Annotated in this window: 15 protein-coding genes; 10 read left to right on the forward strand and 5 right to left on the reverse strand. The window is 65.0% G+C overall.

The annotated features are described in order from the left end of the window. Window positions 1-71 precede the first annotated feature (71 nt). From HND55_01270 to HND55_01280, 3 genes are all read left to right on the forward strand, one after another. Window positions 72-998 carry an ABC transporter ATP-binding protein gene (locus HND55_01270; GenBank protein ID QKK01394.1) on the forward strand — a complete coding sequence of 309 codons (927 nt, stop codon included), beginning with the start codon at window positions 72-74 and terminating at the stop codon, window positions 996-998. Then, window positions 995-1,780 (forward strand): ABC transporter permease, encoded by a 786-nt coding sequence (locus HND55_01275; protein ID QKK01395.1) that lies wholly within the window; start codon window positions 995-997, stop codon window positions 1,778-1,780. Before HND55_01270 ends, HND55_01275 begins: the two co-directional genes overlap by 4 nt. 261 nt (window positions 1,781-2,041) lie before the next feature. Beyond that, entirely contained in the window at window positions 2,042-8,203 is a 6,162-nt protein-coding gene (locus tag HND55_01280) for a S8 family serine peptidase (GenBank protein QKK01396.1), read from the forward strand. A 387-nt stretch (window positions 8,204-8,590) separates the two neighbouring features. Here HND55_01280 and HND55_01285 read toward each other — a convergent pair whose 3' ends face one another. Continuing rightward, window positions 8,591-9,010 carry a hypothetical protein gene (locus HND55_01285; GenBank protein QKK01397.1) on the reverse strand — a complete coding sequence of 140 codons (420 nt, stop codon included), beginning with the start codon at window positions 9,008-9,010 and terminating at the stop codon, window positions 8,591-8,593. Window positions 9,011-9,162: 152 nt separating this feature from the next. Here HND55_01285 and HND55_01290 point away from each other — a divergent pair, with 152 nt between their 5' ends. From HND55_01290 to HND55_01300, 3 genes are all read left to right on the forward strand, one after another. Beyond that, the gene (locus HND55_01290; protein ID QKK01398.1) at window positions 9,163-10,632 is read left to right on the forward strand and encodes a nodulation protein NfeD; all 1,470 of its coding nucleotides are present in this window, start codon (window positions 9,163-9,165) and stop codon (window positions 10,630-10,632) included. After that, window positions 10,632-11,417: a slipin family protein gene (locus HND55_01295; GenBank protein QKK03942.1), complete on the forward strand. Its 786-nt coding sequence runs from the start codon at window positions 10,632-10,634 to the stop codon at window positions 11,415-11,417. The genes HND55_01290 and HND55_01295 overlap by 1 nt, the downstream gene beginning before the upstream one ends. A gap of 132 nt (window positions 11,418-11,549) precedes the next feature. Then, the gene (locus tag HND55_01300) at window positions 11,550-11,963 is read left to right on the forward strand and encodes a DUF4920 domain-containing protein (protein ID QKK01399.1); all 414 of its coding nucleotides are present in this window, start codon (window positions 11,550-11,552) and stop codon (window positions 11,961-11,963) included. 32 nt (window positions 11,964-11,995) lie between these two features. On the opposite strand, the gene HND55_01305 is transcribed toward HND55_01300, so the two are convergent. Together HND55_01305 and HND55_01310 are read right to left on the reverse strand one after the other, a co-directional pair. Then, complete coding sequence (locus tag HND55_01305; protein ID QKK01400.1) at window positions 11,996-12,835, reverse strand: aldo/keto reductase; 840 nt, start codon at window positions 12,833-12,835, stop codon at window positions 11,996-11,998. Window positions 12,836-12,905: 70 nt separating this feature from the next. Continuing rightward, window positions 12,906-13,451: a gamma carbonic anhydrase family protein gene (locus HND55_01310; GenBank protein QKK01401.1), complete on the reverse strand. Its 546-nt coding sequence runs from the start codon at window positions 13,449-13,451 to the stop codon at window positions 12,906-12,908. 294 nt (window positions 13,452-13,745) lie between these two features. Here HND55_01310 and HND55_01315 point away from each other — a divergent pair, with 294 nt between their 5' ends. Genes HND55_01315 through HND55_01325 form a run of 3 tightly spaced genes read left to right on the forward strand, consistent with a single transcriptional unit; the run spans window position 13,746 to window position 17,165 of the window. Continuing rightward, window positions 13,746-15,506, forward strand: coding sequence for an arginine--tRNA ligase (locus HND55_01315; protein ID QKK01402.1), 1,761 nt, complete (start codon window positions 13,746-13,748; stop codon window positions 15,504-15,506). Beyond that, window positions 15,506-16,048, forward strand: coding sequence for a hypothetical protein (locus HND55_01320; protein QKK01403.1), 543 nt, complete (start codon window positions 15,506-15,508; stop codon window positions 16,046-16,048). The genes HND55_01315 and HND55_01320 overlap by 1 nt, the downstream gene beginning before the upstream one ends. Further along, window positions 16,041-17,165: a patatin-like phospholipase family protein gene (locus HND55_01325; GenBank protein QKK01404.1), complete on the forward strand. Its 1,125-nt coding sequence runs from the start codon at window positions 16,041-16,043 to the stop codon at window positions 17,163-17,165. Before HND55_01320 ends, HND55_01325 begins: the two co-directional genes overlap by 8 nt. Before the next feature lie 26 nt (window positions 17,166-17,191). Here the strand turns inward: HND55_01325 and HND55_01330 are convergent, their stop codons facing one another. Then, window positions 17,192-18,496, reverse strand: coding sequence for a glucose dehydrogenase (locus tag HND55_01330; protein QKK01405.1), 1,305 nt, complete (start codon window positions 18,494-18,496; stop codon window positions 17,192-17,194). A 146-nt stretch (window positions 18,497-18,642) separates the two neighbouring features. On the opposite strand from HND55_01330, the gene HND55_01335 reads away from it, so the two are divergent. Then, window positions 18,643-20,016: a sodium:alanine symporter family protein gene (locus tag HND55_01335; GenBank protein QKK01406.1), complete on the forward strand. Its 1,374-nt coding sequence runs from the start codon at window positions 18,643-18,645 to the stop codon at window positions 20,014-20,016. A 79-nt stretch (window positions 20,017-20,095) separates the two neighbouring features. Here HND55_01335 and HND55_01340 read toward each other — a convergent pair whose 3' ends face one another. Further along, window positions 20,096-22,930: a trypsin-like serine protease gene (locus HND55_01340; protein ID QKK01407.1), complete on the reverse strand. Its 2,835-nt coding sequence runs from the start codon at window positions 22,928-22,930 to the stop codon at window positions 20,096-20,098. Window positions 22,931-22,965 lie beyond the last annotated feature (35 nt).

Below are 22,965 nucleotides of genomic sequence, written 5' to 3' on the forward strand. Positions count from 1 at the left end.
GAACGGCAGGCTGCTACTGTACCTGCCCCGAGCCGGGAAACCAATAGGTCTTTTGTCATGGTTGAACCGTCATGAACGCGCTTGAAGTACGCAACCTCAGAAAGGTGTATCGCAACGGCGTCGTGGCGCTGCGCGATATCGATCTGGCGGTGGCCGAGGGTGACTTCTTCGCCCTGCTCGGCCCGAACGGCGCCGGCAAGTCGACGCTGATCGGCATCGTCAGCTCCCTGGTCAACGCGACCTCGGGTGAGGCCAGCGTGTTCGGCATCAGCGTGCGCCGGCATCGATCGCGGGCCATGGCCGAGATCGGCCTGGTGCCCCAGGAGGTCAACTTCAACCAGTTCGAGACGCCGTTCGAGATAGTCGTCAACCAGGGTGGCTACTACGGGGTGCCGCGCCGGGTTGCGCGCGAGCGGGCCGAGTACTACCTCAGGCAGCTGAGCCTGTGGGACAAGGCCTTCGAGGTGTCGCGGCAGCTCTCGGGCGGCATGAAGCGGCGTCTGCTGATCGCCCGGGCCATGGTCCACCAGCCGCGGCTGCTCATTCTCGACGAACCAACGGCCGGAGTCGATATCGAGATCCGTCGTTCCATGTGGCGTTTCATTTCCAAGATCAATGCGTCCGGCACCACGGTCATACTGACCACGCACTATCTCGAGGAAGCCGAGAATCTGTGCCGCAACATCGCCATCATCGACCACGGCGAAATTATCGAGCACACCACGATCAAGGACCTGCTGTCCAGGCTCGATGTCGAAACCTTCGTGCTGGACCTGCGCATGCCGCTGGAGCAGCCGCCGCGTATCGACGGCATTCAGGTGGTGCTGCGAGATGCCACAACCCTGGAAGTCAGCGTGCCCAAGTCGCGCAGCCTCAACCGGCTTTTTCGTGCACTCGAGGACGACGGTGTCGAGGTGGTATCGATGCGCAACAAGGCCAACCGGCTCGAGGAACTGTTCATGCGCCTGGTCGGCATCGAGTCGGAGGTGGCGGCGTGAGCGTGCAGGTCTCCCCCGGAAGCTTCTGGATTGGCTACCTGACGATCGTGATCAAGGAGGTCAAGCGGATCCTGAGAATCTGGCCGCAGACCCTGATTCCGCCGGTCATCACCATGAGTCTGTATTTCGTCATATTCGGCTCGATCATCGGCCGGCGCGTCGGCGAAATGAGCGGCATCGACTACATGGAATTCATCGTGCCGGGGCTGATCATGCTGTCGGTGATCACCAACGCCTACGGCAACATCACCAGCTCGTTTTTCGGCGCCAAGTTCGGCCGCCACGTCGAGGAACTGCTGGTCTCGCCGCTGCCGCCGTGGATCATCCTGGCCGGCTATGTTTCCGGTGCGCTGTTCAGGGCCCTTGCCGTCGGCGTGCTGGTCTGGGTCGTGGCCGGATTGTTTTCCGGGTTTCACATGCACAGTGTTCCCATCACGCTCTCCATCCTGGTGCTGACGGCGGTCGTGTTTGCGCTCGCCGGACTCATCAACGCGGTCTACGCCCAGAAATTCGATGACATCACCATTGTTCCGACCTTCGTGCTCCAGCCGATGACCTACCTCGGCGGCGTGTTCTTCTCGGTCACCCTGCTGCCCGGCCTCTGGCAGCAGGCCGCCCTGGCCAACCCCATCCTCTACATGGTCAACGCGCTGCGCTACGGCATGCTGGGCATTTCCGACGTCTCCCTGTGGCTGGCCTATGCCATGGTGCTGGGCTTCGGTGCCGCGCTGGCGGCCTGGGCGCTGACGCTGCTGTCGCGCGGCACGGGGCTGCGCAGCTGATCATGAAACGGTCGCCGGAGTGCCGACCGGTACGCTAAAACGCGTGCTGATTTGACGCCGGCACACAGATCGGCTAAGTTGAGCGCTCGCTGCGGTCTGCTGGAACACCGGAGGTTCCGGCTGGCCGGTTTGACTTGATCAGCGAAAGCAGCATCAAAAATGCGCTTTTTACCGCACCGGAGGCGGTTTGGCGGCGGCAATCGTCGCCTCCCGCATGCGGTGAGCATCAAAACAATCAATACCTTATTTCAGGGAGTTCGCATGAAAACCAGACATCTGATCCTCGCCGTGCTGACCGGGCTGGCGCTGGCCGTGGTGGCCATCGCCGGGCCGGTGCAGGCCACCAGTGAGCCGGTCGCCGATCGGTCGCTTGGCAAGCAGCGACCGTTCGTCGACCCGGTCCTGAGGCAGAACATCGAGGCGCGGGGCAGCGCCGACATGTTCATCTATCTCAAGGCGCGCGCCGACCTGTCGCCCGCGCTGGGCATGGGCTGGCAGGAACGCGGTCAGTTCGTCTACGAGACGCTCTCGCAGATGGCGCGCGAATCCCAGGCGGACCTGCGCGCGGAACTCGATGCCCTGGGCGCCGATTACCAGGCATTCTGGATCGACAACGTGATCTCGGTCGACAACGCGACCGCGCCCATGCTCAACGCATTGGCCCAGCGCAATGATGTTCAGGCGATCATCCAGGAGCCGGTGGCTTTCGTTCCCGATCCCGAGCGCATGCCCAACAGCGATTCTGGCACCAGCAGCGATGACAGCTCGATCAACGCGCCGGTGTCCAGCCTGGTCCAGATCAACGCGCCGGACGTCTGGGCGCTGGGCTACACCGGTCAGGGCGTGACCGTTGGTATCATCGATTCCGGCACGCGCTACACGCATGACGCCCTGGTCAATCAGTACCGCGGCAATCTCGGCGGCGGTTCTTTTGATCACAACTACAACTGGTTCGACGTCGGCGGCTCGACCTCGCCCCAGTGGCCCAACCCGCACGGCACGCACGTGACCGGCACGGCGGTCGGCGACGACGGCGGCGCCAACCAGGTCGGCGTCGCGCCGGGCGCGGAATGGATCTCCTGCCTGGGCTGTACCAGTTCAAGTTGCCCGGGCGCCAACCTGCTGGCCTGCGCCCAGTTCATGGCCGCACCGACCGACCTGGCCGGCAGCAACCCCAACCCGAGCCTGCGCCCGCAGGTGGTCAATAACTCCTGGGGCGATTGCGGCACGACCTACGACAACTGGTACCAGGGCTCTGTAGACGCCTGGGTGGCCGCCGGAATCGTGCCGATGGTCTCCAACGGCAATGCCAGCAACTGCGGCTATTCCAGTCCGCCAGGGCCGAACACGGTCGGCAATCCGGCCCGCTATGGTTCGGTGATGGGCATCGGTTCGTCGGGCAACAGCAACGGGCAGTACGCCAATCATTCCAACTGGGGGCCGACCGACAACCCCAACGACGGCACCAATCCCGCGCTGCCGGATCCGATGGGCTTTTTCGACCTCAAGCCGAACGTGATCGCGCCGGGTGTCAGCATCTGCTCGGCCTATTCGACCGGTGACAGCAACTACACTTGCGGCTTTACCGGCACCTCGATGTCTTCGCCGGCCGCGACCGGACTGGTGGCGCTGATGCTCAGCGCGGCGCCAAGCCTGATGGGCGACTACGCCACGCTCGGCACCATCATCATGCAGACGGCCACCCCGATCCCCTACGCCACGGGTGTCGGCGGCGAAGGCCCGGGCAACGTGCCCAACTACGCCACCGGCTGGGGTGAAATCAATGCCCTGGCCGCGGTGCAGGGCGCCATAGCGGCAGCGGGCCCGCTGGGCACCATTGCCGGCACCGTCACAGAAGACGGCACCGGGCTGCCGATCAGCGGCGCCGACGTGGAAATCACCGACGGCGTCGACAGCTGGCAGACCACCACCGCCGAAGACGGCAGCTACAGCCAGGATGTGCCCGAAGCCACGGGCTACACGGTCAATTTCGCCGCGTTCGGTTACCAGGCCGACTCGGCGACCGCTGTCGACGTGATCGAGGACCAGACCACAACGGTCGATGCACAGCTGCTGGCTGCGGCCGATCATGTGGTATCCGGCACCGTCACCGACAGCACCACCGGCTGGCCGCTGCACGCAGAAATCGGAATCGACGGATTCCCCGGCAGCCCGATCTATACCGATCCGGCCGACGGCACCTATTCGGTTACGCTGCCCGAAGGCATGGCCTTTGACTTCACCGTCACCGCCCTGAGCGGCGGCTACGATTTCGAAACCCGCACCGTCGGTCCGCTGACCGGCGCGCAGGTCGAGAACTTCGGTCTGGATGCCGATTTGAACAGCTGCGAGGCGCCGGGCTATTCGGCCGGTGCGTCGACCGTGCTGTTCGAGGACTTCGAAAGCACCTTCCCGCCTGCCGGCTGGACGGTTAATAACCTGGGCGGCGATTGTGACTGGGCCCGCAACGATGCTGCTGGACGGCCCAATTATGCCGGCGGCAACGGTTTCTCAGCCAACGGCGACAGCGATGCCTGCGGTTCCGGCACCACGATGGACACCGAGCTGGTCTCGCCCTCGTTCGCGCTCGGGGCGTCTGCCGACCTGGAGTTCATCCTGTCGTATCGACATCTGGGCAGCAGCCAGCTCGATGTTGATGTCTCGACCGACGGCGGCAGCAGCTGGAGCACTGTCACCAGCTATACCGCCAGTATCGACGCGACGGGTCCCGGCGCTCCTCAATCGCTGGACCTCAGCGCCTTTGCCGGTCAACCGAATGTGCAAGTGCGCTTCCGCTATATCTCACCCGGCTGGAACTACTGGGCGCAGGTGGACAACGTCGAGGTCATCAGCGGCGGCACTTGCAACGCCCAGCAGGGCGAGATCGTGGTCGGCCGCGTCACCGACGCCAACAACGGTGATGCCCTGATCGGCGCCACCGTCGAGGTAGACGGGGCGGCCCAGAGCACCACCACCGGCACCTCGCCCGATCCTGCGCTTGGCGACGGCGCCTATACCCTGTTCGTGCCGCAAGGCACACAGACCGTGATCGCCAGCGAAACCGGCTATGAGGACGGCAGCCTGGCCGATACCTTCGTCGACGGCAACGCCCGTCGCGCCGACTTCGCGCTCAATGCCGGTCGCGTATCGGCCACGCCATCGTCACTGTCTCAGACGGTCACGTTCGGTGACACCGACAGCGGCTTCCTGGTGCTGGTCAACGACGGCACGGCGCAGGCAACCGTCACGGCGACACCGCTCGATCTCATCAACGAGAACTTCGAAAGCGCGTTCCCGCCGTCCGGCTGGACCGTCGATGATCTCGGTGGCGACTGCGTCTGGCAGCGCAATGATGCCTGGCCTCGTGCGAACTTCGCCGGCGGCGACGGTTTCTCGGCTGCTGCAGACAGCGATGCCTGCGGTTCCGGCACGACCATGGATACGGCCCTGGTCTCGCCGGCCTTTACCGCCAACGCGGCATCGAGCCTGGACTTCGTGCTGTCCTACAACGATCTGGGCGGTAGTGACCAGCTTGATGTCGACGTCAGCGATGACGCGGGCGCCAGCTGGACAACGGTGACCACCTACAACACCGACATCGACGCCAGCGGCCCCGGCGCACCACAGAGCATCGATCTGTCGGCCTATGCCGGCAGCAACATCCAGGTGCGCTTCCGCTACATCTCCGGCGGCTGGAACTGGTGGGCCCAGGTCGACCAGATCGAGATCGCCGGTGCGGTCGACTGGCTGAGCGTCACGCCGGACAACGGTACCTTCTCGGAAGGCGCCGTGACCTTCTTCGACACGCTCAACGTGACCGTCAACTACAACGCGGCTGCGCCCTCGGTGACCGAGCCGGGCGTCTACAACGCCAGCATCCTGGTGACCACGGACACGCCGTATGGCGACATCGTGGTGCCGGTCGAAATGGTGGTCGAACCGGCCGCCAGCCAGGCGCGCATTGCCGGTACGGTCACCAGCCTGGGCTACTGCGATGCCAACCCGCAGCTGGTCGAGGGCGCGACGGTCGATGTCAACGGCGCGACCTACAGCCTGACCACGGACGCCAACGGCGAGTACGAGCTGTGGCTGGATACATCGGAAGCGCCGCTGTCGATTGCCGTCAGTGCCGCCGATCACGTCAGCCAGATCATCAGCGGCGTGCCGCTGACCGGGACGGAAACGACCACGCGCGATTTCGACCTGCGCCTGGATGCGGCCTGTCCGGACACCACGCCCGAGGAACTCTCCAGCACGCTGTTGCCGGATGAGACCGACAGCCTGACGCTGACGCTGGACAATACCGGTGCGGCCGATGTGAACTGGACCACCGACACGGCCCTGCCCAACGCGGTTGCCGGCGGCACGCCCGAGTCTGGTGCCATTGCAGGCGGCAACGGCAATGCCGGTGCCCTGGATGTGCGCTCGCGCTTCGACGAGCTGCCGATCATCGACGGTCTCAACCGGATCCGGGCGATCGACTGCGATACCGCCGACGCCCTGGTGGTCCACGATGACGGGTCGATCGAGAACGGCTATTCCGGCAATGCCTCGGTGGTCAGTGAAGTGGCCATCGTCGAGTACTTCGAGCCCGACTTGTATCCGGCCCTGGTTGACCATGTCTGTGTTGCCTTCGTCAGCCTCGGTCCCGACACGCTCAACTACGAGCTGGTCGTGTTCGCGGCCGACGGTGTCGGCGGCGGTCCGGGGACCGAGCTGGCAGCGGTTCCGGCCACCGCCACCGGTATCCCGGGCGGCGGTATCCCGGCCACGGTGCCGTGGTACTCGGTCGATCTCAGCGCGGAAGGCCTGACCCTGGAGTCCGGTGGCCTGTACTTCGGCGTGCGCTATGCGCCGCTGGATCCGGGCGTGTTCCTGGCCTCCGATCAGTCGCCGACCACGCCACTGCAGACCGGCTTCTTCCAGACCGACGGCGGTGCCTGGGGCGCGATTCAGGACTCCTTCCCTGACTATCGCGCCATGTTCGTGCGGCCGCAGCTGCCGCTGGCATCGGGCTGCGCGAGTCCGGAGACGGTGCCCTGGTTGTCGGTCTCGCCGGCGTCGGGCATGACCCCGGCCGGCGGCAGCTCGAGCCTGACGGTGGATATCGACTCGACTGGACTGGCACCGGGTGTCTACGAGGCCGAGGTCTGCGTATTGACCGATGATGCGCAAACCCCGCTGCTGTTTGTCCCGGTCAGCCTGACCGTCGACGTGCCGGGCTCCTTCGGCACGGTCGAAGGCAACGTGATGGGTCTGGGCTACTGCTCGGAGGATCCCAATCCGGCGGCTGGTGCGGCGATCGAGATCGTCAGCCAGGCCAATACCTATAACCTGACGGCCGATGCCAACGGTGACTACAGCCTCTCGCTGGATGCCGCCGAGGCGCCGCTGACGATTACAGCGTCGGCGCCGAGCCACCTCGATGGCGTGGCCTCGGGCGTGGGACTGACGGCAGGTAATACGACCGTGGTCGACTTCGACCTCAAGCTGGACGCGCCTTGCGCCAGGGCCAACCCGGATGTGCTGGGCGCGGTTCTGGAGCCCGACAGCACGGCCAGCGAATCGCTCAGCCTGATCAACGATGGTGCCGCGGACTACACCTGGTCGATCGACTTCGACGAGATTGCCGGTAATATACTCGGCACGCCGGTCGAGGTCGTCGCCGATGGCGGCTTCGAAGGCGGTACCCCGAACGCTGATTGGGACGAGGCATCGACCAGCTTCGGTACGCCGCTGTGCGACGTTGCCGGCTGCGGAACCGGTGGTGGCACCGGCCCGAACAGCGGCGACTGGTGGGCCTGGTTTGGTGGTATCAGTACGGGCGAAACCGGTTCGGTTGCGCAGGAGATCACCATTCCGTCCGGTTCCAGCGCCTCGCTGAGCTTCTTCCTGGAGATCCCGGCCGCGGATACGCCGGGCTTCCTGGAGGTCTCGCTCGGCGGGGATCTGCTGTTCACGGTCACCGAGGCCGATGCCGGAACTTATGCCACCTACGATCAGGTCGTGCTGGACGTCAGCAGCTATGCCGATGGCGGCACCTACGAGCTGCGGTTCGACAGCACCATCGATTCCGGTGCCACGACCAACTTCTTCGTCGATGACGTCAGTCTGCTGGTCGTGCCCGGTGGCCCGGGTGACTGCTCGGATCCGCAGGCCGTGGGCTGGGTTTCGGTTGACCAGGCCTCCGGAACGGTCAGCGCCGAGTCGAGCGACAGCGTCAGCGTTGACTACGACAGCACCGGTCTGGCACCGGCCCTCTACGAGGCCAGCCTGTGCCTGAGCACCAGCGACGGTAACGCTGATCTGATCATCGTGCCGGTCTCGCTGCGGGTCGATTCCGACGAGGTCTTCGAGGATCGCTTCGAAGGGGTCACGACTGCCGGCGAGCGCGGTGACATCAACCGGAAGATACCGGACTGACGGCCTATTGCCGTTAGTACGGGGCAATCACAAACCCCGGCCGGACACCGGCCGGGGTTTTTCCTTAGATGGGGTGCACGAAGCGCCGAATCGGCGCAGCGAAGCCTGCCAGCCGCATGGCCTAGTGGGCCATGCGGCTAATTGGGTAACACTCAGCCGTCGCACAAGCGTTGTGGGCAAGGCGCGCGAGCGCAGGACTGGCCATCGCCAATTCAAGCGAGTGCAACGCCGCCCACGGCGCTTGTGCGGCGGCCCTTCGGGAGCCGCTGTGCTGGCGCGACTCGGCGTTGCGTTTCTTGGAAAGGGAACAACCATTCCCTGCGAAACGCGCCTTGATTCGCACCAGCACAGCGGCTCTGAGCGTTACCTAATTAGCCGCATGGCCCACTAGAGCTTGATGCCGCCGCTGCTGATTCCCCCGGCACCACCGATTCCCCCGGCGCCCCCCAGACCGCCACCGGAGCCACCCTGACCGGGTACCATGATCGAAGACTGGGCCTCGCGCTGCAGGCGCTTGAGCTCCTCGATCGTGTCTTCAACCGCCTTCTCGGCCGCCTCCGGGAACCCGGCCACGGCCTCGGCCAGAGAGCCGGCCTCGAGCTCGAAGCTGATCGGCAGAGCGCCGGCCGGACTCATCACCTGGGTCTGACCCACGTAGCGCACGGGGCGCGCGGGATCATCCTGGCCGCTGGCGTCGACCGGCGTTAGCCGCTGCAGGGTGCCGACGCGACGGTCGGTAAAGGTTTCCTCGCGATACAGGGCATCGGCGTTCATGCTCAGCTGCTCGCGCATGCTGTGCTCGTTCATTTCGGTCTCCGCAGGTTCAATGGTCCAGTCTCCGATGGTTGGGGCAGCGGCGGTCCGATTCAAAGTGCCGATCACGTTGCGAAGACCGCGCTCAGCGTCTAATGTAGGCAATGATGAAACCAACAACCGACACAGACCGACGAACCCGCACGATGAGGACCGTGACCGTGCTGATGACGCTGGCCGCCTTGCTGTCGCTGGCCGGCGCGCTTGCACAGACATCGGACGACTCGCCCGGGCAGGTGCATGTACTCGACGTCAACGGCGCCATCGGGCCGGCCACGCGCGATTACGTCATTCGCGGCATCGACCAGGCCGAGGCGCAACAGGCCAGGCTGGTCGTGCTGCGCATGGACACGCCCGGTGGACTGGATGCGTCGATGCGCGACATGATCAAGCGGATGCTCAATGCCGAGGTGCCGGTTGCCACCTGGGTGGGTCCGCCGGGTGCCCGAGCGGCCAGCGCCGGCACCTACATGCTCTACGCCAGCCACGTGGCCGCCATGGCGCCGTCGACCAATCTGGGTGCAGCCACGCCGGTGCAGATTGGCGGAGGCGGCGAGCAGGACGAGGGGCCGGGCACGCCCGCCGAGCGAGCCCGCGAGTTTCTCGACGGCGATGAAGCCGCAGAGGACGCGGCTGCCGAGGGGGATGGTCATGCGCAGAACGGGGCGCAGGATGGCGGTGAACAACCGCAGGGCAGTGAGCCGGCGCCCGCGGATGCGGCAAGCCGCAAGGCGATCGAAGATGCGGTCGCCTATATTCGCGGGCTGGCCGAGCGACACGACCGCAACGCCGACTGGGCCGAGCGCGCGGTGCGCGAAGCGGTCAGCCTGACCGCAAGCGAAGCGCTCGAGATGAACGTGATCGATCGGATCAGCCCCGACATTCCGTCCCTGCTCGAGTCGATTGACGGGCGCGAGGTGCGCATGGCCTCCGGACCGCTGGTTCTGGCGGTCTCCGGCGCGCGGATTGTCGACAAGGAGCCGGACTGGCGAAACCGTTTCCTGGCCGTGCTGACCAATCCCACCCTGGCCTATATCCTGCTCATGATCGGCATCTACGGTCTGATTCTGGAGGGTTACAACCCCGGCGCCCTGGTGCCCGGGGTGATTGGCGGCATCTGCCTGCTCATGGCGCTCTATGCCTTCCAGATCCTGCCGGTCAACTACGCCGGTCTTGCGCTGATGCTGCTCGGTTTCGCGCTGATCGCCGTCGAGCTGTTCGTGCCCTCGCTGGGCATCCTTGGAATCGGTGGGGTGGTTGCGGTGGTCATCGGATCAATTATATTGATGGACAATGACATTCCGGGTCTGGCAATCAACACCGGCCTGATTGCGGCCATGGGCCTGGCCTCGGCGCTGGTCTTTCTGGCCATTGTCTACCTGGCTGCGCGGTCGCATCGAAAACCCCGGGTTAGCGGTACCGAGGCTCTGATGGGACAGCACGCCGAGGTCATCGGCGGTTTCGAAGACGGCCGCGGCCGGGTTCACCTCGAAGGCGAGGACTGGATCGCGACCGGTCCGGCAGGGCTTGAGCGTGGTCAACGTGTCGAGGTGGTCGCCATCGATGGCCTGACGCTACGGGTTCGACTGATTGACGCACAAGGAGAAAAGGCATGATGAACCTCGATTTTCTGTCGTTTGCCGCCACCATCCTGGTCCTGCTGGTGCTGCTGGTGGCCAACACCATCAAGATCCTGCGCGAGTACGAGCGCGGCGTGATCTTCACGCTGGGCCGCTTCTACAAGGTCAAGGGACCGGGGCTGATCATCGTCATTCCCTTCATTCAGCAGATGGTGCGCGTGGATCTGCGCACCATCGTGATGGATGTACCAACCCAGGACGTGATTTCTTTCGACAACGTGTCGGTCAAGGTCAATGCGGTAGTCTACTATCGGGTCGTCGATCCGCAGAAAGCGATCATCAACGTTGAACGCTTCATGGATGCCACCAGCCAGCTGGCCCAGACGACGCTGAGGTCGGTGCTGGGCAAGCACGAGCTTGACGAAATGCTGGCCGAGCGAGACAAGCTCAACGAGGATATTCAGCAAATCCTCGATCGCCAGACCGACGGCTGGGGCGTGAAGGTTTCCAACGTCGAGATCAAGCATGTCGATCTCGACGAGTCGATGATTCGGGCCATTGCCAAGCAGGCCGAGGCCGAGCGGCAGCGGCGCGCCAAGGTGATCCACGCCGATGGCGAACAGCAGGCTTCCGAAAAGCTGGTCGAGGCCGCCGCCAAGCTGTCCGAAGCCTCAGGCGCCCTGCAGTTGCGTTACCTGCAGACGCTGGTCGAAATTGGCGGCGAGCAGAACACGACCGTGGTTTTCCCGCTGCCGATGGATTTCATCCAGCCGTTCATGAACGGTCTCGGCAAGAAGCGGCCGGATGGGCCGACCTCGTAACCCGGGCCGGGGCGAGCCCTTCGTGGCGCCCGCGGTCGTCAGCAACCAACCACCCCGGGTCCGCGTGGCCCGGTCGACCAAGGAGATTCTGTGATCTATCCAGCTCGATTTATTGTCGCTGCAGTCCTGGCCATGTGCTCAGCCGCCACCGTCTCAGCGGCTGCCTGGCTGGGCCAGCCGCCCGAGGCGACTGACGCTCCGGTTGATGTCGCCGTCGTTGCGGCCAACCCCGAGCGCTGGCTCGACCAGCCGGTGACCGTGTCGGGCCGCATCACTGATGTGTGCACCAATCGCGGCTGCTGGGCGGTGTTTGAAAGCGGAGGCGAAACGCTGCGTATCGTCGCCAGGGACCACGGCTTCGTGATCCCCGCCGACGTGCGCGGGCCGGCGATCGCCTACGGTGTGGTCGAGCGCAAGGCCCTGTCGGACGACGCAGCCCGGCATCTGGTTGACGAAGACGGCGCCGACCCGGCCCTGCTCGACGACCCGGTTGAATACCGTCTGATCGCCGGCGGCGTCAAGCTGGACCGGGAAGCATCGGACTGACTCACGCCGGGCCGCCGGCGGTCGACTGACCGTCAGTCATCCCATTCGGGCGAAAGGCCTTCGGGTTTGCAGATGCGGCGTTTCTTGTCGAGCCTCGCGATCTCCTGCTGGTCGGCCTCACTGAGGTTGAAGTCGAAGATGTCGATGTTGGCTGCCGCGTGATGAGGGTTGGAAGTCGCCGGTATGGCCGCCACCCGGTCCTGCTCGACCAGCCAGCGCAGAGCCACCTGGGCGGCCGTCTTGCCGTACTGCTCCCCAATGGACCAGAGCACCGGATCGTTGACCGTGCGCGCCTTGGCCAGCGGCATGTATGCGGTCAGAATCAGGTTGTGTCGGGCCAGCACCCGGCGTAAACGGTCCTGGCCCAGATAGACGTGATACTCGACCTGGTTGGTCGCCAGGCGACCCTCACCGCAGAAGGCAACTGCCTGCTGGATCTGGGCGATGGTGAAGTTGCTCAGCCCGATATGGCGCGCCAGGCTCTGCCGACGCGCCCGCATGAGCGCGTCCAGGGTCGCGTTCATCCCGCGGCCACCGAACAAGGGCCAATGCAGCAGCAAAAGATCGACGTAATCGGTCTGCAGTCGTTCCAGGCTGCCTTGCAGCGAGCGCGCCAGGTCGTCCGGGGCAAAATTGTCGACCCAGATCTTGGTGGTGAGAAACAGCTCGGAGCGATCGATGCCACTGGCCCGGATGGCGCGGCCGACGGCCGCCTCGTTACGGTAGATCTGGGCCGTATCGATATGTCGATAGCCCAGCTCGATCGCCCTGGGCACCATCCGTTCGACAGTATCCTCATCGAGCTCGAAAGTTCCGAAGCCGAGCGCGGGCATGTTGACGCCGTTGGCCGCGATCACCGGCACGTCGGTCATGGTGGGTGCTCCCTGAATAGGCAAAGCCGTTGTTTCAAGAGCGAAGTGTAAGGCAATATGGCCTTCACGGCTATTCCCCTGCCTGCGTGAGGTAGTGTGTTTTCAGCGCCACATAGTTGGCCGCCGAGTAGCGCATCATCTCGACCTCCTCATCGTCCAGGCGCCGGACGCGGCGTGCCGGCTGGCCGCGGTAGAGCCATCCGGACTCGAGGCGCTTGCCCGGGCTGACCAGGCTGCCGGCTGCCAGCATCACCTGCGGTTCGATCACGGCGCCGTCCAGGATCAGCGCGCCCATGCCGATCAGACAACAGTCGCCAATCGTGCAGGCGTGAAGGATGGCCCCGTGACCGACGGTGATGTCGGCACCGAGTATCAGCGGCATGCCACCCGGCGTATACGGACCGTCGTGAGTGACGTGACCGATCACGCCATCCTGGAGGTTGGTGCGCGCCCCGATCGTGATTGTGTTGACGTCGCCGCGCAGCACAGCCCCGGGCCAAACCGAGACATCGTCGGCGAGCTTGACCTGGCCGATGACCGACGCACCCGGTGCAATCCAGACCCGTTCACCCAGCGATGGGTGTTCGCCCCTGAAGGCTTTCAATATGCTGTTCATGTACTCCTTTCCTTGGTGTTTATGCACAGTGTCACCCGGCTGAAAAGAAAACAGCGGGTTAGCCCACGCCTAATCACATGAGTCCTTGAAAACGATTGTACATTTATGTTTTAAAACAAATTATGGTCAATGAACAAAAATGACCCAAGCCGCTGGGACAACTGGCCGGTCAGGCCGAAAGCAGCCCTGTTCCGTGCTTGTACACAACCTTATCCACAGGTGTTGTGGATAACCCGTATTACACGACGGCCGGCGACCGTTACAATAGCCGCTGTTTCCACCCCCTGGCAAAACATGCGCGCCCATATCGAGGAACTGATCAACCAGTCGCTGGGCTATCTCAAGCGCGACGGGCGTCTGCCCGACACGATCGACAGCACCGGCGAGGTCGAGCCGACCCGTGACCGTCAGCACGGTGACTATGCCAGCAATGCCGCGCTGGTGCTGGCCAGGGCAGCCGGTCAATCACCCCGCGACCTAGCTACACTCATTCGCGATCGCCTGCCGCCATCGAAACGCATCGAGCGCGTCGAGGTTGCCGGACCGGGTTTTCTCAACTTCTTTGCCAGCGCACATCATCTCAAGGTCGTCCTGCGCGACGCACTGTCGCAAGGCGATGCCTATGGCCGGCAGCCGGAGGGCAGTCGGCGCGACATGCTGATCGAATTCGTCAGCGCCAATCCGACCGGTCCGCTGCACGTTGGCCACGGCCGTGGTGCCGCTTATGGCGCCAGCCTGTCAGCCATCCTCGGGGCGGCGGGTCACCGGGTACACCGCGAGTACTACGTCAATGATCACGGTCGGCAAATGGACATCCTGGCTGTATCGGTCTGGCTGCGCTACCTGGAGCTGAGCGGCGAGCCGGTCACCTTCCCGGCCAACGGCTATCGCGGTGATTACATCTACGACATCGCGCGTGACGTCCGCGCCCGTCAAGGTGATGATCTGCGGCACTCTGCGCACAGCGTGACTGAGGGCCTTACCGCAGACGCGGATCAGGGCGGCGATCCGGAACGACATATCGATGCCCTGATTGCACGTGCACGCGAGCTGCTCGGAAATGCAGGCTATCAGGCCTGTTTCAACGCCGCGCTCGAGAACATGGTCGCGGACATTCGTGATGATCTGGAGGCGTTCGGGGTGAGCTTCGAGCGCTGGTTCTCCGAGCGTGAGCTTGAACGATCGGGCGCCCTGACACGCGCGCTGGAACGGCTCGACAAGCAGGGCTGGCTCTACCGCAAGGACGGTGCGACCTGGTTCCGGGCCACCGAACTCGGAGACGACAAGGATCGCGTGGTCGTACGCGAGAATGGTCGCACGACCTATTTCGCCTCGGATGTCGCCTATCTGCTCGACAAGCTCGAGCGCTGTGCCGGCGTCTCGCTGTATGTCTTCGGCGCCGACCACCACGGCTACATTCCGCGGCTGCAGGCCGCCGCGCGCGGTCTCGGCGAGGATCCGGAGCGGCTGGAGTTCCGGCTGGTCCAGTTCGCGGTGCTGTTTCGTGGCGGCAAGAAGGTGCAGATGTCGACCCGGTCGGGCAGCTTTGTCACGCTGCGCGAACTGCGAGAGGAAGTCGGCAACGATGCGGCCCGCTACTTCTATGTGATGCGCTCGCACGACCAGCACCTGGATTTCGATCTGGACTTGGCCAAGTCGCGAGCCAACGAGAATCCCGTCTACTACATCCAGTACGCCCATGCCCGGATCAGCAGCGTGTTCCGCGAGCTCGAAGGACGCGCCTTGCGTCACAATCAGGCGATCGGCGAGGCTGCGGTCGACCAGCTCGACAGCGAGCACGAGCAGGAGCTGCTGCGCGCGGTCGGGCGCTTCCCCGAAGTCATCGAAGGCGCCGCCCGGCAGCGCGCACCCCATGTGCTGGCTCACCATCTACACGAGCTGGCCGCCTTATTCCACGCTTACTACAACGCCACGCCGTTCCTGGTTGACGACGAGGATCTGCGCAACGCGCGGCTCAACCTGGTCGCTGCGGTCGGACAGGTTCTGCGCAACGGCCTGAAGCTGATCGGCGTCAGTGCGCCGGAGTCGATGTAATGGCGCGCAAACAGGCCAGGCGCGGCGGCGGGTCGGCCCTCAATGGCCTGATGCTGTTTGGCGTTGGCGTCGTGTGCGGCCTGGGGCTGGCCACCATTGCCTGGCTCGGCGGCTATTTGCCGTCTGGCCACGAAGCTTCCGGCTCCGCGCCGCCGCTGGGCCATGACGAACCGGCAATTGCCGATGATCCGGACGGCGAGCGCAGTCGACGCTACGATTTCTTCACGGTGCTGCCGGAAATCGAGGTGGTCGTCCCACAGGGAGAAATCGAGCAGCGGGCGCGCGAGCGGGCCGAGGCGGCCGACGCGCGCGGCCCCTATGTGCTGCAGGTCGGCTCTTTCCGGTCCAGCGATGATGCCGATGCGCTGCGTGCCCGCGTGACCCTGCTGGGGCTTGAGGCCTCGGTCCAGACCGTTACCGTCAACGACGCAACCTGGCATCGGGTCCGCGTGGGTCCGTTCGACAGTGCACGCGAGGCGGACGGGGCGCGCCGCCGACTGCAGGAGAACGGGTTCGAGGCCATGGTACTCAGCGGTGGCTGAAGCGGTTCCCCGAACAGCCCTGATGCTGCCCGGTGGCGGCGCCCGGGGGGCCTACCAGGTCGGGGTGCTCAAGGCGATGGCCGAAATACTGCCTGATCGGCCGGGTCTGTTTCCGCTCATTGCCGGCACCTCGGCCGGAGCGATCAATGCCACCGTTCTGGCCAGCCATGCCGACAGTCTGGTTGAGGGGGCGAGCCGGCTCGAACATTTCTGGAGCCGGTTGCGCTGCCACCACGTCTACCGGACCGGCTGGGGCCACAATCTGCGCACGGGCCTGCACTGGCTGGCGTCGATGACCCTGGGCGGCCTGGGTATCGCCAATCCGCGCTCGCTGCTCGACAACCGTCCACTGTGCGAGTTGCTTGAGCGCGAGGTGCGATTCGATCGCATTCAGGCCGGGATTGATGCCGGCCAGCTCGATGCCCTGATGATCACGGCGTCGGGCTACTCGACTTCGCGGGCCGTGACGTTCTTCCAGGCGCGCGAAAACACGGCGGGCTGGGCGGCGCCCAAGCGCGTTGGCCGGCCGGCACACATCGAGGCCTGCCATCTGATGGCCAGTGCAGCATTGCCGCTGCTGTTTCCGGCCTGCCTGATCGGCCACGAATACTATGGCGACGGCGGCATGCGGCATACCACGCCACTCAGTCCGCCGATCCGCCTTGGGGCCGATCGCCTGCTGATCATCGGGACCCGGGATCAGCGCCCCGACCCCGAACCCGACAGCGACGCCGGCTACCCGTCGTTGGGCGAGATCGGCGGCTATCTGCTCGACGTCATCTTCATGGACTACCTGGCCAACGATTTGGCCCGGCTCGAGCGGATCAATCGTACCCTAGAGCACGTTCCGCCCGAGCGCCGTGCGGCGACCGGGCTGCGTCATATCGACACGCTGCTGATTCAGCCGTCGACGGACCTGCGCGAGATTTCCGATCGGCACCGCCACCGCGTTCCGGCTAGCGTACGCGCCCTGCTCCAGGGTGTCGGTGCCTGGGGTCCGGGGCGCCTGCCCAGCTACCTGCTGTTCGAGGCCGAGTTCTGCCGCGAGCTCATTGAGCTGGGTTATGCCGACGGCCTGGCTGCAGCCGATGAAGTGCGGGCGTTGATGGAACGGTAAGCCCGGGTTCCGGTTGTCGGGACGCGCTATTGCTCGAAGCGGTCGGCGAATACGGCGTCGGCGGTATCACCCCCGAACACCAGCACTTCACCGGAGCCGCGGGTGAGGTAGAGATTGCCCGCCTGATCCTCGCCGAACCCCACCAGGTTGCCGAAACCGCCCGGCAGCTGCCCGAACTCATCGGACGACCAGCTGCCCGGCGTGGTTTCCTCGGCGAACCAGATGCGGCCGCTGCAGTAATCACCGTAGACGTAGTAGCCCTGCAAGGACAAGACCGGCCCGCGATAGCGGTAGCCACCGGTGACCGAGCACTCGTCGAAGCTGAACGTGCTGGGGAACTCGATCACCGGCCCGGTATGACCGGCCAGATTGCACAAGTTGGTGGTGCTGCCGCGCAACCAGTTGCCTTCGCACACCTTCCAGCCGAAATTGAGCCCGCCGGACGAACCCGCTGCTTGGAAACTGACCTCCTCCCAGGTGTTCTGTCCGACGTCACCGATCCACAGGTCGCCGGTGTCGCGGTCGAAGCTGAAGCGAAACGGATTGCGCAGTCCGTAGGCCCAGACTTCACCGCAGCGATCGCTGTCGCCGGAAAACGGATTGGTCGCAGGCACCGCGTAGCCAGCCGAACCGTCGGGGCTGGCCGCGCACAAGTTGTTGCTGCCCGCCGGGGTGCTGCCGTCGATGTCGATGCGCAGCATTTTGCCGAGCAGCCAGGCCGCCTTGCCGCTGCGGCAGCCGCTTGCCGGTGCCGTGGACGGATCGAGCGTCTGGCCGCGATTGCACGGATCGTTGCCGTCGCCGCCGTCGCCCATGCCGATATAAAGATAGCCATCGGGGCCGAAATGCAGATCACCGCCGTTGTGGTTGCTGAAGTCCTGCGGAATCACCATCACGACCCGTCGGCTGGTCGGGTCGAGCTTGTCGGCGTCGAGCGGGTCGACCTCGTATTCGACGATCATGGTGTCGCCGGTGGTGACACCGCCGATATTGCTGGCTGTGTGGTTGATGTAGACGCGGCCGTTGCTGGCAAAGCCTGGATGAAAGGCCAGACCCAGCAGGCCGCGCTCACCGGTGGTGCTGGTCATCGAGCCGATATCGAGAAAGGGTTCGGCCAGCACGCTGCCGCCGGCATCCACGATCTGAATCGTGCCGGTACGTTCGACGACGAACTTGCGGTCGCTGCCGTCGCCGGCGTGCCTGACACCGACCGGGAAGTTGAAGCCCGCCCCGCCAAATGCGGGTTCGAGCGTGATGTCGGCCGGGATCTGGGCTGGGCTGAAGGGGCTCAGGGCCAGGGTGGCGAACAGGATCAGGGGTCTCGGGGTCATGGGTCAACTCGTTGTTGGGTCCGGCCAATCCCCCTTGCGCGAGCTATGGTAACCGAACGCGACAGAGTGGACCAGATGCGCTAATCTTGAGCGGTTTTTCCACCGCCGCCGGGACGCGGCGCCAAGGCACTGCCGAGGGATTCGCCATGCTTGAACTGATCACCGCCGCCAACCGCTTTGTCAACGGCATCGTCTGGGGGCCGCCGTTCATGATGCTGCTGGTCGGTACCGGCATCTACCTGACCATCCGCCTGGGTTTTTTCCAGTTTCTTCATCTCGGGCACGCCTGGAAGCACAGTTTCGGACGCCTGTTTCGCCGGGAAATCGATACCGAGGACGGCGCCATCTCGCCGTTCCAGGCGGTCGCCTCGGCCATGGCGGCCACCATTGGCGTGGGCAATATTGCCGGCGTGGCCACCGCCATCGCGCTCGGCGGGCCAGGCGCCATTTTCTGGATGTGGGTCGTGGCCCTGGTCGGGATGGCCACCAAGATGGCCGAAGCCACGCTGGGCGTGAAGTATCGCCACGTCGACGCCGACGGACAGGTCTCCGGCGGCGTGTTCTGGTACATCGAGAAGGGCTTGGGCCCGCAGTGGAAGTGGCTGGGCATGCTGTACGCCTTTTTCGCCGGCGTGGCCGCCTTCGGCATCGGCAATATGGTGCAGTCCAACACCGTGGCGCAGTCGCTGACCACAGGTTTTGGCCTGCCTGACTGGCTGACCGGCGCTGGCCTGGTCGTGCTGGTCGGCATCGTCACCCTCGGTGGCATCCGTCGCATCGCCGTGACCGCCGAGAAAATCGTGCCGATCATGGCCGTGGCCTACGTGGCCGGGGCGCTGGGCATCCTGGCCATCCACGCCAGCGCGATTCCGGCGGCATTTGCCATGATCTTCACCTACGCCTTCGAGCCGGCCCCGGCCATTGGCGGTTTCGCCGGCGCCACCGTGGCTGCCTCGGTGCGCTACGGCATCGCCCGCGGCATCTTCTCCAACGAGGCCGGGCTCGGGTCGGCCTCGATCGTGCACGCTCAGGCGCGCAACCAGCCCTTCCGGCAGGGTTTCTGGGGCGTATGGGAAGTGTTCATCGATACTCTGGTGGTGTGCACCATGACCGCGCTGGTCATCCTGGTCACCGGCGCGATCGAGACCGGCCAGAACGGCGCCGACCTGACCAGCACGGCCTTCTCGACCGGCCTGCCGGGTCCCGGTGGCTACGTGATCATCATTGCTATCGCGTTTTTCGCCTACACCACCATGCTGACCTGGAACTTCTACGGCGAGCAGAGCTGGCAGTATCTGTTCGGGCGGCGGGTGGTGCTACCCTACCGGTTGCTGTTCCTCCTGTTCCTGTTCGTCGGCGCGGTCGGGGGTCTCGAACTGGTCTGGGACATCGCCGACACCTTCAACGGTCTGATGGCCGCACCCAACCTGATCGCGCTGATTCTGCTCGGCGGCGTGATGGCGAAGGAGAAGCTGGATTACTTCAATCAGCTCAGGGACCGGGTGGATCGCGAGGACTGAACCCCGGATTTTCAGCAGTGGCAAAAGACAAAGGCCGGGGTGTCCCCGGCCTTTTCGTTTTTTGCCTGTCGGCGTCCGTTCAGGGCGCCGGCGGCGCCTCGAAGCGGTCTTCGAAGATGTCCGGCGGCGCGGTTTCGCAGCTGACCTCGACGTTATCCACATCGCTGCTGCCGACGGTGCCGCTGCCGTTGAGCACCACGCAGTCCTGGGTCGGCCAGGTCGGGTTGCTGGCGACGGTAACCGAGTAGCTGCTGCCTCCGTTCATCAGGGTGGCAAAGACGAACGGCCCGTCGCTTGTGATGGGAAGATCATCGCCCGAATTGTTCTGCAACACCAGGCCGCTGCCTTCCAGTCCGGTCACGGTACCGCCGATGCTGTATTCCGGTTCGCCGGCAGTGCAGCTGCGCACGCGCACTTCGTCAATGTGCCAGCCGACACGCGAGACCGAGGAATCGGTGCCAAAACGGAAGCGGAACTGCACGTTCTGACCGGCCCAGCTCGACAGGTCGACGCTGTAGCGCTCCCAGAAATCGCGCGGGTCACCGCACCAGCCGCTGCTGCCGCCGAGCGGATTCGAATAGCTCGTGGAAATCGTGCCGTCATAGTCGCGCACCAGGATTTCCGATTGCGGTACCTGCGCCCAGCTCGCGCCGCCGTCGGTCGAGATCTCCAGCAGGCCGCCGTCGTAACAGCCGCCGCTGGACGACTCGACGCTCTGCCAGTTCTGGAAGTTGAGAAACAGGGCCAGCGCGTCGCCCGGCAGGCTGACTTGCGGCGTGGCCAGTCGCTGGTCGGTCACCCCGGCAATATTCTGGGCAAACATCGAATGGCTGTCGTTGTAGGCTTCAGCGGTCGAGGCCACCCAGGTCACTGTGCCGCTCGATCCGGCCGTGCTCCAGCCGGCCGGCAGTGCGCCACCGGCGAAGTCCTCGGCCAGCAGGTCCTGCGCGATTGAGCCGACCGGACAGTCGCCCGGCAGGGCTTCGGTGGTGAACGAAACCGTCGATGACCAGCTGCCGGTCCCGCAGTCGTTGCTGCTGCCGACGCGCGCGTAATAGGTGGTGCTGGTATCGAGCGGGGTGGCGATTTCATGCGTGGTACCCTGCAGCGTCGCGGTATGGACGATCTGCGTAAAGGCGCTGTCCGCGGCAATTTCCAGGGTGTAGTCGAAGCCCTGGGCGGCGGTGCTCCACTCGATGGTCGGAGTGGTCGACACGCCGATGGCGCCGTCGGCCGGGCTGGTGATGCCGGCCACACCGGGCGCGGCGTCGTTGAGCGACACGCTGATCTGAACCGTGTCACTGAAGTCGCCGCCGTCCGAGCCGTCGACACTGAACTGAAAGCTGCCGGTGCCGGCCAGGCTCAGATCGCTCAAAGTCAGCAGCGTGCTGCCCGGGGGCGTGACCGGATTGACCGAGAAGGCGGTGGTCACACCGGTGGGCGTGCCGGTCGTCGACAGGGTGACCGGATTGGTGAATTCGCCGAACTGCGCAACATCGATGGCCAGATCGATGTCGGCGAAACCGCACTGGCTGAGCGCCTCGGTTGCCGGCTGCAGCTCGAAGCCCTCTTCACCCAGGCCGTCGACGACCAGGGTGCCGGTGTCGTTGGGGTCAAGCCAGTCCTTGAGTCGGGCGCTGGCCGAGCCGCCGGTATCCCAGGAATGGGCGATGCGGCCATACCAGTCCGCGTCGTCGTTGCCGCAGGCGGCGTAGCCGCCGTGCAGCTGGCCGATCACGCGGCCCTCGGGGCTGAACAGCGGCGAGCCCGACGAGCCCGGCTCGGTCGTGCCGACGTCCCAGTCCTCGACCCGGATATGGGTCTGGTTGGGATCCGGCGTTGCGCTGAGGTAGTCGGTGATCGAGGTCGGGTCATTTTCGAAGCTGATGCGCTTCTCGTCGGTGCTGGGGTGGTGAATGGCGACCGCCGAGCCGGTGGCCTGATCGCGCGCGTCCCAGCCGGCGTAGCCGACTTCCCAGGCCGGTGCCGGCTGACTGTCGAGCTCGACCAGCGTGAAGTCGGAGTCGGCCAGGGCCGCCCGGAAGGTCGAGCCGGTGTTGAACTGGTCGAGCGTGCCGTCGCCGGGGCCGCCGGATTCCGGTGAACCGGGCGTGCGACAGGTCGAGTTCTCGTAGTTCCAGTAGGTGACCAGTGAGGCGGCGTTGCCGGCGTTGATGCTGCAGTGATTGGCGGTCATGAAATACGGCGTGCCGTCGTACTCGACGTTGTTGACCATGAAGCCGGTGCAGAAGGTGCTGCCCCCGGTCGAGATCACGGCCACGGTCGAGATGGGGTACTGCCAGTCATTGCCTTCCGGGCAGACCACGTCGACGTTGCAGGAACCCGAGCGCGCGCTCGCCGGCTCGAAGAAACCGCGGTAGCCGTAATTGATCGAGCCGATCTCGAGCTCCACCTGATTGCGGGCTGCGGCCGGCACCTGCAGTTCCAGCACGAGGGTGTCGCCCTGGATGACCGGCGTCCACAGCTCGCCGTGCGGCTTGTTGTCGGCCGCGGTGAACGGGCGAACGCGGTAGTCGCCGTCCTCGCTGAACAGGTGCAGTTCCGCGCCCTGGGGCAGGCGGTAGCGACTGAAGGCGAGGTTGATCGAACGGGCCTTGGCGGCGTGGATGCGAAGCCGCCACACGTTCCGGCCGTCGCGCGCCGTCTCCCACAGGCCGTTGCTCTGCGGCGTGATGGTCACGGCGTGCGGCACGGCAAAGCGGGGGGCGACGCCCGGCTGCATTTCGCGCTCGGCATCCTCGGCCAGCAGCGCCTGGCGATCAAGCGCCGCCAGCTGCGTGACCGGCACGGCCGTCAGCTCGCCGAGACCTCCCTGAAGACTCAGCGGTTCGGCCGCCACGGCCGGGATCGCAAGCCATGCAAGACACACGGCAAGAAACAGTGATTTCAGCATGAGTTCCCTCGTTGCTTGGTGGTTTCAACACTAGG

It is taken from the genome of Pseudomonadota bacterium, from assembly GCA_013285445.1.
Lineage (GTDB): Bacteria > Pseudomonadota > Gammaproteobacteria > Xanthomonadales > Wenzhouxiangellaceae > Wenzhouxiangella.